The organism is Streptomyces murinus (genome assembly GCF_002154555.1).
GTDB lineage: Bacteria > Actinomycetota > Actinomycetes > Streptomycetales > Streptomycetaceae > Streptomyces > Streptomyces murinus.
Genome location: NZ_MUNF01000125.1, coordinates 1 through 14,004, shown reverse-complemented (window position 1 = coordinate 14,004; position 14,004 = coordinate 1). Strand labels below are relative to the sequence as shown.

Annotated in this window: 13 protein-coding genes; 10 read left to right on the top strand and 3 right to left on the bottom strand. The window is 71.7% G+C overall.

The genetic code is table 11. The features are described 5' to 3' along the window. From CCN72_RS09925 to CCN72_RS09915, 3 genes are all read left to right on the top strand, one after another. Positions 1-479, top strand: a 479-nt coding sequence (locus tag CCN72_RS09925; RefSeq protein WP_107430082.1) for an L-threonylcarbamoyladenylate synthase, incomplete at its 5' end; no start/stop codon positions are given. A 163-nt stretch (positions 480-642) separates the two neighbouring features. Then, on the top strand, positions 643-1,398 hold the full coding sequence (locus CCN72_RS09920; protein WP_086807191.1) for a dienelactone hydrolase family protein: 756 nt from the start codon (positions 643-645) through the stop codon (positions 1,396-1,398). 242 nt (positions 1,399-1,640) lie between these two features. Continuing rightward, a complete protein-coding gene (locus tag CCN72_RS09915; RefSeq protein ID WP_086807190.1) occupies positions 1,641-2,840 on the top strand; it encodes a glycoside hydrolase family 64 protein in 1,200 nt (399 codons plus the stop codon). Between the two features lie 78 nt (positions 2,841-2,918). Here CCN72_RS09915 and CCN72_RS09910 read toward each other — a convergent pair whose 3' ends face one another. Further along, complete coding sequence (locus tag CCN72_RS09910; protein ID WP_435855101.1) at positions 2,919-5,351, bottom strand: M4 family metallopeptidase; 2,433 nt, start codon at positions 5,349-5,351, stop codon at positions 2,919-2,921. Positions 5,352-5,644: 293 nt separating this feature from the next. Between CCN72_RS09910 and CCN72_RS09905 the strand changes: the two genes are divergently transcribed. The 4 genes from CCN72_RS09905 (at position 5,645) to CCN72_RS09890 (ending at position 10,365) form a co-directional block, all read left to right on the top strand. Next, positions 5,645-6,553 (top strand): serine hydrolase, encoded by a 909-nt coding sequence (locus CCN72_RS09905; RefSeq protein WP_086807189.1) that lies wholly within the window; start codon positions 5,645-5,647, stop codon positions 6,551-6,553. A gap of 52 nt (positions 6,554-6,605) precedes the next feature. Then, on the top strand, positions 6,606-7,586 hold the full coding sequence (locus tag CCN72_RS09900) for an alpha/beta fold hydrolase (RefSeq protein WP_244174169.1): 981 nt from the start codon (positions 6,606-6,608) through the stop codon (positions 7,584-7,586). 116 nt (positions 7,587-7,702) lie between these two features. Then, a complete protein-coding gene (locus CCN72_RS09895) occupies positions 7,703-9,202 on the top strand; it encodes a metallophosphoesterase family protein (protein WP_208637959.1) in 1,500 nt (499 codons plus the stop codon). 131 nt (positions 9,203-9,333) lie between these two features. Then, positions 9,334-10,365, top strand: coding sequence for an LLM class flavin-dependent oxidoreductase (locus CCN72_RS09890; RefSeq protein ID WP_086807186.1), 1,032 nt, complete (start codon positions 9,334-9,336; stop codon positions 10,363-10,365). 15 nt (positions 10,366-10,380) lie between these two features. Here CCN72_RS09890 and CCN72_RS09885 read toward each other — a convergent pair whose 3' ends face one another. After that, positions 10,381-11,322, bottom strand: coding sequence for a TauD/TfdA dioxygenase family protein (locus tag CCN72_RS09885; protein WP_086807193.1), 942 nt, complete (start codon positions 11,320-11,322; stop codon positions 10,381-10,383). Positions 11,323-11,612: 290 nt separating this feature from the next. Here CCN72_RS09885 and CCN72_RS09880 point away from each other — a divergent pair, with 290 nt between their 5' ends. The 3 genes from CCN72_RS09880 to CCN72_RS09870 all read left to right on the top strand — a co-directional run bounded on the left by CCN72_RS09880 (position 11,613) and on the right by CCN72_RS09870 (position 13,754). Next, positions 11,613-12,443, top strand: a complete 831-nt coding sequence (locus tag CCN72_RS09880; RefSeq protein WP_086807185.1) for an aldo/keto reductase — start codon at positions 11,613-11,615, stop codon at positions 12,441-12,443. A gap of 59 nt (positions 12,444-12,502) precedes the next feature. After that, positions 12,503-13,153: a DNA polymerase ligase N-terminal domain-containing protein gene (locus CCN72_RS09875; RefSeq protein WP_086807184.1), complete on the top strand. Its 651-nt coding sequence runs from the start codon at positions 12,503-12,505 to the stop codon at positions 13,151-13,153. Positions 13,154-13,316: 163 nt separating this feature from the next. Continuing rightward, the gene (locus CCN72_RS09870) at positions 13,317-13,754 is read left to right on the top strand and encodes a cupin domain-containing protein (RefSeq protein WP_086807183.1); all 438 of its coding nucleotides are present in this window, start codon (positions 13,317-13,319) and stop codon (positions 13,752-13,754) included. Positions 13,755-13,761: 7 nt separating this feature from the next. On the opposite strand, the gene CCN72_RS09865 is transcribed toward CCN72_RS09870, so the two are convergent. Next, positions 13,762-14,004 (bottom strand): ATP-binding protein (locus tag CCN72_RS09865; RefSeq protein WP_143664067.1); only part of this gene is annotated, 243 nt, incomplete at its 5' end.

The following is a 14,004-nucleotide window of genomic DNA, read 5'->3' as shown; positions in this document are numbered from 1 at the left end:
ACGGGGTGGACCGGATCCGGGCCATCCGCCGGCTGGACGACCGCCATCACTTCACGCTGATGTGCCGGGACTTCGCGCAGCTCGGGCAGTTCGTACGGGTGGACAACGATGTGTTCCGGGCCGTGAAGGCGTCCACCCCCGGCAGCTACACCTTCATCCTCCCGGCCACCCGCGAGGTGCCGCGCAAGCTGATGCACCCGAAGAAGAAGACGGTGGGTGTGCGCATCCCGGACCATGTGGTCACCCAGGCGCTGCTGGCCGAGCTGGGCGAGCCGCTGCTGTCCAGCACGCTGCTGCTGCCGGACGAGGAGGAGCCGATGACCCAGGGCTGGGAGATCAAGGACCGCCTCGACCATGTGGTGGACGCGGTGGTCGACTCCGGGGAGTGCGGCACCGAGCCGACCACGGTGGTCGACTTCTCCAGCGGCGAGGCGGAGATCGTCCGGCGGGGCGCGGGCGACCCCTCACGGTTCGAGTGACGGCGGGGGGCGGTTCGGCGGACCGCCCGCGAGGGTCCCGATCTTGCGTGGCAGCATGAGATCCGCCCGCCCGTCCGGCGCGTTCGCGCAGGACACCGGCGTACCCGCGGCGCGCCGGGGCACCCGCCGACCGCCGTCCCTTTCCCCCAGGAGGCCCGTCACCATGACCGACGTACAGGGAGCATCCGTCGACATCCCGACCGAGGACGGCACCGCCGACGCCTACCTCGCCCATCCCGCGGACGGCGAGCCGCACCCGGGGGTCCTGCTGTACCAGGACGCCTACGGGCTGCGCCCCCAGCTGCGGTCGATGGCCGACCGGCTGGCGTCCGCCGGGTACACGGTCCTGGTGCCCAACGTCTTCTACCGGCACGGCACCACCCCGCTCGGCGAGCTGCCGGAGTTCATCGACCCGGCGGCCGACCCGGGCCTCTGGCAGCGCATCGGCCCGGTGATGGGCTCCCTCACCCCCGAGCAGTCCCGGCGGGACGCGGACGCCTACCTGGGCTTCCTCGCGGACAATCCGTTCGTCACCGACGGCCCGGTCGCGCTGACCGGCTACTGCATGGGCGCCCGGCTCGCCCTGCGCACGGCCGCCACGCACTCCGGCCGGGTGGCCGCGGCGGCCGGCTTCCACGGCGGCAAGCTGGTCACGGACGCCCCGGACAGCCCGCACCGCGGTGCCGGGGACATCACCGCCGAGCTGTACTTCGGCTTCGCCGACCAGGACGCCTCCATGCCGGCCGAGCGGATCCGGGAGCTGGAGCAGGCACTGGACGCGGCCGGGGTGCGCCACACCTGCGAGGTGTATCCGGGCGCGCAGCACGGCTACACCCAGGCCGACACCCCGGCGTACGACCGGGAGGCCGACGAGCGCCACTGGGCGGCGCTGCTGGCCCTGCTCGACCGCGCCTTCTGAACCTTCCGCGCCTTCCGAGCTCTCCGATCCTTCCGAGCTCTCCGAACCGTCCGGCACCGGCCCACGGCGCCCGCCCCGCGGCGGGCGCCGGGTGGGTTCGAAGTGGCCTGCGCGCAAAGGGAAGTCGCGCCGGAATCGTTGACACGGGTACGACTGCGGCATCAGTCTGAGAGCGCTCTCAAACAGGTACGGACCAGAGATCGGAGGTCCGTACGACCCCGACCCCCACACGGAGGTGGAGAGTGCCGCACACTCGAAGTCGGCGCGCGCTGCCCTTGGTTGCCGCCACCGCCCTCGTCGGCGGAGCGCTCGCCCTCGGCGTCCCCCAACACGCCAGGGCGGCCGTACCGGACACCATCGCGCTGACCATCACCAACAACTCGGGCCGCACCCAGCCCGTCTACCTTTACGACCTCGGCACCCAGCTGTCCTCCGGGCAGCAGGGCTGGGCGGACGCGAACGGCGCCTTCCACGCCTGGCCGGCGGGCGGCAATCCGCCGACTCCCGCGCCGGACGCGGCGATTCCGGGGCCGGCCGCCGGGCAGTCGACCACGATCCGCATCCCGAAGTTCTCCGGCCGGATCTACTTCTCCTACGGCCAGAAGCTCGTCTTCAAGCTGACCACCGGCGGTCTGGTGCAGCCGGCCGTGCAGAACCCCTCCGACCCCAACCACGACATCCTCTTCAACTGGTCCGAGTACACGCTCAACGACTCCGGGCTGTGGCTCAACAGCACCCAGGTGGACATGTTCTCGGCGCCGTACTCCGTCGGGGTGCGCCGCGCCGACGGGAGCGTCAGCACCACCGGGCAGCTCAAGCAGGGCGGGTGGTCGGGATTCTTCGGCGCCCTGCGCGCCCAGCCGGGTGGCTGGTCGGGGCTGATCCAGACGGGCTCCGACGGCTCGGTGCTGCGCGCGCTGTCGCCGCTGTACGGAGTGGAGACCGGCGCGCTGCCCGCGAGCGCGATGGACGACTATGTGAACCGGGTCTGGCAGAAGTACGCGTCGTCGACGCTGACCGTCACGCCGTTCGCCGATCAGCCGGACAAGAAGTTCTACGGCCGGGTCTCGGGTGACGTCATGAACTTCACCGACACCTCCGGCGCGGTCGTCACCAGCTTCCAGAAGCCGGACGCGGACAGCGTGTTCGGCTGCCACAAGCTGCTCGACGCGCCCAACGACGCCGTGCGCGGGCCCATCTCCCGCACCCTGTGCGCCGGGTTCAACCGCTCGACGCTGCTGGTGAGTTCGCAGGCGCCGGACAACACGCCGGGCGACTTCTACCAGGACGCGGTGACCAACCAGTACGCGAAGGCGGTGCACGCGCGGATGTCCGACGGCAAGGCCTACGCGTTCGCCTTCGACGACGTCGGCAACCAGGAGTCGCTGGTCAACGACGGCGATCCGCAGCAGGCGTACCTCACACTGGGTCCGCTGGACTGACCGCATGAGAAGGTCCCGCTCCCCGGCCGGGGAGCGGGACCCTTCGGTTCAGATGGTGCGTTCAGCCGGTGCGGGTGATCAGCTGGTGGTCAGGGACGCGTCGTCCACGACGAAGCTGGTCTGGAGCGAGACATCCTCCACGCCGTTGAACTTCAGGGTGACCGTCTGGCCCGCCAGCGAGGACAGGTCGAAGGTCTTCAGGACGTAGCCCGAGGCCTTGTTCAGGTTCGAGTACGACGCCAGGGTGGTCGAACCGGCGGTGACCGTCAGCTTGTCGTACGCGGTGCTGCTGGTGGTCTCGGCGGAGTCGATGTGCAGGTAGAAGGACAGGGTCGCCTTGCAGCCCGCGGGGATCGTCACCGACTGGGACAGGGTGTCGGTGTGCGAGGTGCCGTAGCCGTCCAGCCACGCCTTGTACGAGCCGCCGTGCGCCGCCTGGCCGCTGTCCGTGGTGATGACGCCGCTGCTCGCGGTCCAGCCGGTGTTGCCCGACTCGAAGCCCGGGTTGGCCAGCAGCTGGGTCGAGGTGCAGCCGCCACCACCGCTGGTGCTGACGGTCCAGGTGAAGGTCGCGGTACCGGTCGCGCCGGTGGAGTCCTTCACCGTGACGGTGGTGCTGTAGCTGCCGGCCGCAGACGGCGTACCGGAGATCACACCGGTGGAGCTGTTGATCGACAGACCGGTCGGCAGGCCGGAGGCGCTGTAGGTCAGGGCGCCGCTGTTGGTGCTGCTCGCCTGGACCTGGAGGCTGACCGCCGTGCCCACGGTGGAGGACTGGCTGCCCGGGTTGGTGACCGTCACGCCGTTGCTCGGCGGGGTGATGTGGCTGCCGACGTTGATGCCCGCGAAGGCGTTGCCGACACCCGCGTACTGCGCGGAGTTGGCGCCGTAGAGCGCGGCGGCCGCGTTGAGCGCCGCGGTGCGGGCACCGGCGTAGTTGGTGCTGGACGTCATGTACGACGTCAGCGCCTTGTACCAGATCTGGAGGGCGGCGTCCCGGCCGATGCCGGTGACGGCGACACCGTCGGAGGTCGGGCTGTTGTAGGTCACACCGTTGATGACCTTGCTGCCGCTGCCCTCGGAGAGCAGGTAGAACATGTGGTTCGCCGGACCCGAGGAGTAGTGCACATCGAGGTTGCCGACGCCCGAGTACCAGCTGTCCGCCGAACCGCCGTCCTTGCTCGGCTTGTCCATGTAGCGCAGCGGGGTGCCGTCGCCGTTGATGTTGATCTTCTCGCCGATGAGATAGTCACCGGGGTCCGAGCTGTTGTTGGCGTAGAACTCCACGCCGGTGCCGAAGATGTCGGAGGTGGCCTCGTTCAGACCGCCCGACTCGCCGGAGTAGTCGAGGCCCGCGGTGTTGGAGGTGACACCGTGGCTCATCTCGTGGCCGGCGACGTCCAGCGCGGTCAGCGGGTCGTTGTTCCCGGAGCCGTCGCCGTACGTCATGCAGAAGCAGCTGTCGTCCCAGAACGCGTTCACGTACGAGTTGCCGTAGTGCGTCCGGGAGTAGGCGCCGACACCGTCGTTCTTGATGCCGCTGCGCCCGAACGTGTTCTTGTAGAAGTCCCACGTCTCCTGCGCGCCGTAGGCGGCGTCCGCGCCGGCGGTGGCGGCGTTGGAGTTGGTGCCGTCGCCCCAGGTGTCGCTGCTCTGCGAGAACAGGGTGCCGGTGCCGGAGGAGCCGTGGTTCAGGTTGTACGTCTTGTGACCGCCGCGCGTACCGTCGGTCAGGTTGTACGACGAGCCCGACTGGGTCGAGGTCAGCGAGACCTGGCCGCTGTAGCGGGTGTTGCCGACGCCGGTCTCGATGCCCTGGTACCGGTACAGCTCCTTGCCGGTGGTGGCATCGGTGATGACGTGCAGCTTGCTCGGCGTGCCGTCGTCCTGGAAGCCGCCGATCACGGTCTCCCAGGCGAGCTTCGGGGTGCCACTGCCGGCCCAGATCACCTTGCGGGCGCTGTCGGCGGCGGGCTTCGCGGCGTCCAGGGCCTTGGCGGCCTTCAGCGCCTTGCCCTCGGCCGCGGCCTTGGTGTAGGTCGCCGTGGTCGAGGAGACCTGGATCTTGTTCTTGTTGTTGTACGTGGCGCTCACGGTGCCGGCCGCCAGCGAGGCGGGCGGGGTGTGCACGATCAGGTCGCCGCCGAGGACGGGCAGACCGTCGTAGGTGCGCTCGTAGCGGGTGTGCAGCGTGCCGTCGGCGTCCTTGGTGACGTCCTTGACGACCAGCTTCTCCTTGGCGCCGAGGCCGAGGGTGCGGGCGGTGTCGGTCGTCTTGTCCTGGGCGCTCTGGATCAGGGCCTTGTGCTGGGCCGGGCTGAGCTTGGCCTCAAGGGCGCCGACGCGCAGGGGGCTGAGGTGGTGCGCGGCGGGCGCGGCCGTCGCCGGGCCGGCCTGCATACCGACGGCGAAGAGGGCCGCGGTGGAGAGCAGCGCGGCTCCGACCGTGGCCCGCTTGGAGAGACGTCTCTGGGGAAGACGTCCGTGAGAAAGGGGTCTGTGGGGTCTCACTCTTACTCCTCCTGCGTAGGCCGCCGGGTCGCGGCCTGTGAGAGACCGGACAGCCGGGTCTGCTGTCCGGTGGGTGGTGCTGTGCGGAAGACCGTGATCCGTGGTGCGCTCGTGGGGGATCAGCGTGCGCTGGGAGAATGACAGTCTTGAACCGTCCATGTCACCAGCGCGGGAGCCAATCGAGGGTTTTCCCTATGACGTCGCTGTGTGCTTCCCCAGCGGCCAATTCACGTTCATGAAACAACTGTTGGGGCGCCTGTGACAGCAGGGACCACCCTGGGAAGATCGTCTTCATGACGGTCGACACGGTGGGAGAGATCTTCGAGCGGGCGGGGTGCACGGGCACGCTGCTCGTCCAACCCCTCGACGGCGAAGGGGAATTCGGGCTGGGTGCCGATCAACTCGTGGTACCCGCCTCGGTGGTGAAGGTGCTGGTCGCGCTGGCGGCCGAGACCTGGTTCGCCGAGGGCCGGCTGGATCCGCGGGAGCGGGTGGTGCTGGGTGCCGCGCAGCGCACACCCGGCACGGTCGGGGTGTCGCTGTTCGAGGACGAGGTCGCGCTGTCCCTGCGGGACATGGTCGTCCTGATGCTGACCATCAGCGACAACCCGTGCACCGACGCGCTGATGAACCGGCTCGGTGTCGACACCCTGAACGCGACGGCCGCGCGGCTCGGGCTGCGGAACACGGTCGTCCGGTCCGATCTGCGCACCATGCTGGACTCCATCGGCCAGGACCTCGGCCGCGCGGGCTGGGCGGACCTCGTCGACTGGTCGGCGCGCGCCTCGGCGGCCGAATCGGCGGACGCCGACGAGCAGTTGCCCGGGGCGCGTGCGCTGACTCCCGGTGCGGGCACCGGCACGACAGCGCGCGACATGGTGCGGCTGCTGCGGCTCCTCTGGAGCGGGCAGGCGGGGCCGGCGGCGGCCTGCGCGCGGGTGCGGGCGGTCATGGGCCGCCAGCTCACCCGGCACCGGATCGCGAGCGGGTTCCGGACGCCGGTGCGGGTGGCGGCCAAGAGCGGCGGGCTCGCCGGGATCGTACGCAATGAGGTCGGCGTCGTCTCGTACCCGGACGGCCGTCAGTACGCCGCCGCGGTCTTCACCAGATCGCGGCCGGGCGCGGACGACGCCGCGATCAATGCCGCGATCGGCGCCGCGACCGCGCACGCCGTCGCCTCGTTGCACCGCGAAACGGCCTGAAATCCCCTTCACCCGACCGCTCAAGTTCACTCGACAGCCCATGGGAGGGCTCATGACACACATCGGCGAACCGACGCACCGGCTGGTGCCCACCGAGGCGGGGCGGATCCATCTCGTGGAGCAGGGCAGCGGGCCGCTGGTGCTGCTGGTGCACGGCTTCCCGGAGTCCTGGTACTCCTGGCGCCATCAGCTGCCGGCCCTCGCGGCGGCCGGGTACCGGGCGGTGGCCATCGACGTCCGCGGCTACGGCCGGTCCGCCAAGCCGGCCGCGACGGACGCGTACCGGCTGACCGAACTCGTGGCGGACAACGTCTCGGTGGTGCACGCGCTCGGCGAGGAGTCGGCCGTGATCGTCGGCCACGACTGGGGTTCCGCCATCGCCTCGGGCTCGGGCCTGCTCCGTCCCGAGGTCTTCCGGGCGGTGGGCATGCTCAGCGTGCCGTACACCCCGCGCGGCGCGTCCCGGCCGACCGAGGTCTTCGCCCATATGGGCGGCGGGGACGACGAGTTCTACATCTCCTACTTCCAGGAGCCGGGCCGTGCCGAGGCCGAGATCGAGCCCGATGTACGCGGCTGGCTCGCGGCCTTCTACCGGGCCCTGTCCGCCGGGACCATGCCCGGACCCGGCGACCCCGTCCCGTACTTCGTCGGCCCCGGCGGCACCCTGCGCGACCGGTGCCCCGACGGGCCGCTGCCCGGGTGGCTCGGCGAGGCTGAACTCGACTTCTACGCGGGTGAGTTCGAGCGGACCGGGCTGACCGGAGCGCTCAACCGCTACCGGAACATGGACCGCGACTGGGCGGACCTCGCCGCCCATCAGGGCGCTCCCCTCACCCAGCCGTCCCTGTTCATCGGCGGCGCCCTGGACGTCACCACGTCCTGGCTGTCCGACGCCGTCAAGGCGTTCCCCCACACCCTGCCGGGCCTGGTCTCCTCACAGCTGCTCGACGACTGCGGCCACTGGATCCAGCAGGAGCGCCCTGAGGAGACCAACCGCCTGCTCCTGGACTGGCTGGCCGAGCTGCCCGCCTGAGGCCCGGGGAGATCCGCGCCCGCGCGGGAACACCGCCGAACGCGCCCGCCGTCGTGGGGCGTTGACCCGAGCCCCGGTCTCCCGCCGCTGGTCGGCGCGTTGTTACGGTGCCTGGCGTGTCTGACTCCTCACGCGATACCGCACAGGGCGCCGGCTGGGGCTCGGCCGAGCCGGGTGCCTTCAAGCAGTTGATGCCACCCCACGTCCGGAAGGTGTCCTGGCTGAACCCCAGAACGCTGTGGGCGGCCCGCAACGGCGTGCTGGCCTCCTGGTTCGGCGACCCCACCGGCCGTACCCGCGGCCGGTGGGTGGCCCGGCGACAGTCCGCCGGGGTGCCCGCCGACAAGGTGTTCCGGCGGGAGGTGCCGGACCGGTTCTCCTTCATGGTCATCGGCGACACCGGGGAGGGCGGCGAGTCCCAGTACGCCGCCGTGCCGGGGTTCCTGAAGACCGGTCAGGGCACCGAGTTCGCGGTGATCACGAGCGATGTCATCTACCCGGTGGGCAGCGCCGACGACTACGCGGACAAGTTCTTCCGGCCGTACCGGGACTACCCGGCGCCGATCTACGCGATACCCGGCAACCACGACTGGTACGAGGATCTCGGCGCCTTCATGCGGGTCTTCTGCGCCGACACCCCGCCACCGGACCCCGCGCCCCGGCCCCGCCCGCTCGGCCGGGCCTGGTGGCAGGCGCTGCTGTGGCACCGGCCGCGCCCGGCGGACGGACAACACCTGGACGAGGCAAGGAAGTTGCGGTCGGCGCCCGGCCAGCAAGCCGAACAGCCCGGTCCCTACTGGGCGTTGGACGCAGGACCGGTGCGCCTGATCGGCATCGACACCGGACTGCTCGGCACCCTCGACGCCGAACAGGGCGCCTGGCTGCGCGAGGTGTCCAGGGGCACCCGCCCGAAGATCCTCATCACCGGGTCACCGCTGTACGTCGACGGCGAGCACCACCCCTGCCCCATCGACGGCGGCGGCACCGTGGACGACATCGTCCGGGACCCGGAGCACCACTACGTGGCCGCGATCGGCGGTGACATCCACAACTACCAGCGCTACCCGGTCCAGGTGGACGGCCGCACCATCCAGTACATCGTCTCGGGCGGCGGCGGGGCGTTCATGCACGCCACCCACACCATCCCCCGGGTGTCGATCGGCGGGGTCACCGAGGGCGACTTCCGCTGCTACCCGCTGCGCGGCGACTCGCTCGCGTTCTACAGCCACCTCTACGCCCGCCGGCTGCGCCTGCCCCGCCTCGGGCTCAGCGAGTCGGAGGCCACGGCCGTGATCGCCGAACGCCTCGGCATCGAACCCGGCCGCGCCCCCGGCCCCGACACCCGGGTCACCCGGCGCACCCGTCTGGTCGCGAGCCTGCTGGGTGCCGGCGGCCGCCCCGACCGCACCTCACGCGTCCGGCTGCCGGTGCGCAAGATGTACACCCAGCTGTTCTCGCCGTCCTCCGTCACCTACACCCCGCCCTTCTTCAAGTCCTTCCTGCGCCTGGACGTCGGCGCGCAGGAGCTCCGCGTCCGCTGCTTCGCCGCGACCGGCAACCGCCCGCAGGAACTTGACCCGCCGATGGAGGACGAGGTCGTCATCCCGCTGAGGTGACCCCCTGAAGCGAACCCTCCGAAGCAAACCTGCCGGACGGTCCGGGCCCCGCGTCGAAAACCGATCACACAGTTGTCACACTCGGCTGCCACACTCGATGGCGAACCGCAGTACGACCGCTGGAGGAGCCCGTGCCGTCCACCCCACGCCCCCTGCGCAAGCTGGGCTTCCTCACCATCGGCCTGTTCGACCCGGCGGACCCGGCCCGGGGGCACGAGTCCACGCTGGAGATCATCGAACTGGGCGAGCGGCTCGGCTTCGACAGCGCCTGGGTCCGCCACCGCCATCTCCAGTACGGCATCTCGTCCCCGGTCGCCGTCCTCGCCGCCGCCTCCCAGCGCACCCGCCGTATCGAACTGGGCACCGCGGTCATACCGCTCGGCTGGGAGAACCCGCTGCGCCTCGCCGAGGACCTGGCGACCGTCGACCTGCTGTCCGGCGGCCGGCTGAACCCGGGGCTCAGCGTGGGCCCGCCGATGCACTACGACCAGGTGAGGGACGCCCTGTACCCGGACACCGGCGACAGCGAGGACTTCGGCTATGAGCGGGTGCGGCGGCTCCTGGACCTCGTGCGCGGCAAGCCCGCCAGCGACTTCAGCGGGGTCGAGGGCTTCGAGGTGTTCAGCGATGTGGTGCAGCCGCACTCCCCCGGGCTCGGCGGCCGGCTGTGGTACGGCGGCGGCAGTCTCGGCTCCGCGCGCTGGGCGGGCGAGCACGGGATGAACTTCCTGACCAGCAGCGTCGTCAAGGCGGCGGGCCCGGGTGAGGAGCCGTACGACTTCGCGGAGATACAGCGGTCCCTCGTCCGGGAGTTCCGGGCGCACCACCCCGACGGCGCGGCGGCCCGGGTCTCGCAGGGTCTGGTGGTGATACCCACCGACTCGGCGAGCCCCGAACAGCGCGCCCGGTACGCCGAGTTCGCCGCCAAGAGGCTGCCGCGCACCACCGCCCCGCAGGGCCCGGCGCGGCTGCTGTTCGCGCCGGACCTGGTCGGCACCTCGGCGGAACTGGCCGAGCGGCTGCGGGCCGACCCGGCGTTCCGGGAGGTGGACGAGGTGGCCTTCGCGCTGCCGTTCACCTTCGCGCACGAGGACTATGTGCAGATCCTGACCGACATGGCGACGAAGCTCGGTCCGGCGCTCGGCTGGCAGCCTGCGGTCTGAGCGTCGTACCGGCTGCTACCAGCGGCCCGCCTCGGTGCCCGTGACCGGGGTGGAGGGCCTGCCGTCCACCCCGACCGGCACCTCGCCGTGCAGCATCACCCGGTGCATGATCCGGGGCGCGTCGAGCCCGGTGTGGTCGCTGGGGGCCAGATGGATGGTGGCCCGGTTGTCCCAGAAGGCGACGCTGCCGGGCGCCCAGCGGAAGCGGACCGTGTACTCGGGGCGGACCGCCTGGTCGAGGAGCATCTGGAGCAGGGCGGCGCTCTCCGGGCGGGAGACGCCGGTGATCTGCTCGATGTAGTAGCCGTTGACGAACAGCACCCGCTCCCCGGTCTCCGGGTGCACCCGCACCAGGGGGTGCTCGCAGGCCATCTGGTGGTCCAGGAGGTGGCGCAGATAGGCGTCGTCGCCGGGGCGGGGCTGGTAGCCGACGCCGAGCCGGTGCTCGGCGCGCAGCCCGTCCACGAAGGCGCGCACCGGCGCGGACAGGCCCGCGTAGGCGGCGGCCAGATTGGCCCAGGTGGTGTCGCCGCCGTAGGGCGGGACGGACTCGGCGCGCAGAATGGTCGCGGCGGGCGGGTCGACGCGGGCGCCGTGGTCGCAGTGCCAGCCGCGCAGCAGATGGGGGCGGCGGCGGGCGAGCCACTCCTCGTGGTCCATGCCGTAGCGGCCGCCCAGTTCCAGCCGGTCGGCCGTGGTCTCCACCTCCGGGAAGTCCGGGGGCGAGGCGCCGCCGCGGCGGCGGAGGACCACCGGCTCGCCGAAGCGGCGGGCGAAGGCGACATGCCTTGCGTGGTCCAGGCGCTGGTCCCGGAAGAACACCACCTTCCAGCGCAGCACGGCCCGCCGGATCAGGCCGGCCACCGCGTCGTCGAGGGGTGCGGCGAGGTCGACGCCGGTGATCTCGGCGCCGATGTGCCCGGCGACCGGCCGCACCTCGACGTCCCCGACCCGCATGTCCACCCCGGTGACCGGATCCGGCCGGTCCGTGCTTTCGGCCCGCGCCGGTCCTTCCCGCCGCTCCGACCGCTCCCGGCGCTCCGGCTCTTCCCGGCGCTCCGGCTGTTCCGGCCGCTCCTGCTGCTGCGCCGCGGCCCTGTCCGTCGTCATGCGCGCGCTCCGCTGCTCGTCCGTACCGGCCCCGGGGCCCGTGCCGTCCGCCGGCCACGTCGCGCCCGTCCGGTTGATCACCACTCACCCTATCCATGAGGCTGGTGGCACGACACTGTCGAGCGGAAGGTCTCCTCGTGAACGGCATACCGGTGCACACGCTCAACGACGGAACGACGATCCCCGCCCTCGGCCTCGGTACCTGGCCGCTGGACGACACCGCGGCCGAACGGGCCGTACGCGAGGCACTCGGCCTCGGCTACCGACTGGTGGACACCGCGGTGAACTACCGCAACGAGACCGGCGTGGGCCGTGCCCTCGCGAACGCCGGGGTGCCCCGCGAGGAGCTGGTGGTGACGACCAAGCTGCCGGGCCGCCACCACGGCTACCAGGAGACCCTGGCCTCCTTCGAGGAGTCCCGGCGGCGGCTCGGCGTGGAGTACGTGGACCTGTACCTGATCCACTGGCCGAACCCCCGGGTCGGCAAGTACGTCGACTCCTGGAAGGCGATGATCAAGCTCCGGGAGGACGGTCTGATCCGCTCGATCGGCGTCTCCAACTTCACCCCGGAGCACGTCGTGCGGCTGGAGAAGGAGACCGGGGTGCTGCCGTCGGTGAACCAGATCGAGCTGCACCCGCTGTTCCCGCAGGAGGAGCTGCGCGCCTTCCACGCGGACCAGGGCATCCTCACCGAGAGCTGGAGCCCGCTGGGCCGGGGCGGCCATCTGCTGGGCGACCCGCACGTCGGCCGGATCGCCGACGAGCACGGGGTGAGCCCCGGGCAGGTGCTGCTGCGCTGGCACGTCCAGCTGGGCGCGCTGCCCATCCCGAAGTCCGCCGACCCCGAGCGGCAGCGCGCCAACCTGGACGTCTTCGGCTTCGAGCTGGACTCGGACCAGATGGCCGCGATCACCCGGCACGCCCCGACCCGGCTCGGCGGCGACCCTGAGACCCACGAGGAGTTCTGAGACCGGGGTGAGCGGGGTACCCGGGACCCGGTGAGGCGGACGCACGGAAGGAGCCGCACGTGGCAGCGGAGGACCGGCTGCGGACGTACCGCGGCAGGCGCGACTTCGAGCGGACCCGGGAACCCGCGGCCGAAGGGCGGACGGACGAAGGCCGAAAGCCCTCGGCCGGACAGGACGCCGGGGGCCGGGGCGGCGGGCGGCCCCGGTTCGTGGTGCAGATCCACGACGCGCGCCGGATGCACTTCGACTTCCGGCTCCAGGTGGACGACGTCCTGAAGTCCTGGTCCGTGCCGAGGGGCCCGTCCGCCGACCCCGGCGACAAGCGGCTCGCGGTGCCCACGGAGGACCATCCGCTGGCGTACGAGGACTTCGAGGGCGTGATCCCGAAGGGCCAGTACGGCGGCGGCACGGTGATCGTGTGGGACCGGGGGACGTACGAGCCGCTGAGCCATGACCGGCAGGGGCGGCCGGTGGACTTCGCCGAGTCGCTGGAGCACGGACACGCCACGTTCCGGCTGCACGGCACCAAGCTGCGCGGCGAGTACGCCCTGACCCGCTTCCGGGGCCGGGACGGGGAGGACCACTGGCTGCTGGTGCGCAAGGGCGCGGCGCACAAGGCCGGGCACGGGTCCCCCGACCCCCGGCGGGCCCGTTCGGTGCGCACCGGGCGCACCCTCGCCCAGGTCGCGGCGGACGGCGGCGCGCGCTGACCGAGCGCGAGCCGACCGAGCGCGAGCCGACCGGGCAGGCGTCGACGGTGCGCGCGCCGACCGTGCGAGCGCCCGCAATCCGGATTCCCTGATTCCGGCCCCAACAGGTGTGCGAGGAGCCTATGTTCGCGCCGACATCCCTCGCTCCCCTGGAGGCATCCCCATGCGCACAGCACCGCGCGCCGCCGCCCTGATCGGCGCCGTGGCCGCCGCCACCGTACTCATCTGCGGGCCCGCGGGGGCGACCCCGGCAGGCCCCGGGGTGACGGCCCGCACGATCAGTGAACGGACCGTCGGGAACACCGACTACACCCTGCGGGAGATCACCGTCCCGCCCGGCCAGAGCACCGGCTGGCACTACCACGACGGCCCCCTGTACGGCGTGGTGCGCCAGGGCACCCTGAGCCACTTCGACTCCGCCTGCGCCCCGGACGGGGTGTACCGGGCGGGCGAGCCGATACAGGAGCCGGCCGGACCGGGGAACGTGCACATAGGCCGCAACCTCGGGGACACCCCGGTGGTGCTCGACGTGCTGTACGTGCTGCCGCACGGCTCCCCGTTCTCCGAGGACGCGCCGAACCCGGGCTGCGCCTTCCAGTAGCGGCCGATCAGGCGTCGGGAAGCGGCTGTTCGGCCCAGATGGTCTTGCCCGCGGCCGTCTGCCTGCTCCCCCAGCGCTGGGTGAGCTGCGCGACCAGCAGCAGTCCCCGGCCGCCCTCGTCGTAGGCGTGCGCCCGGCGTAGATGCGGGGAGGTGGAACTGGCGTCGGAGACCTCGCAGATGAGGGCGCGGTCGCGGATCAGCCGTAGCTGGATGGGGGGTTCGCCGTAGCGGATGGCGTTGGTGACGAG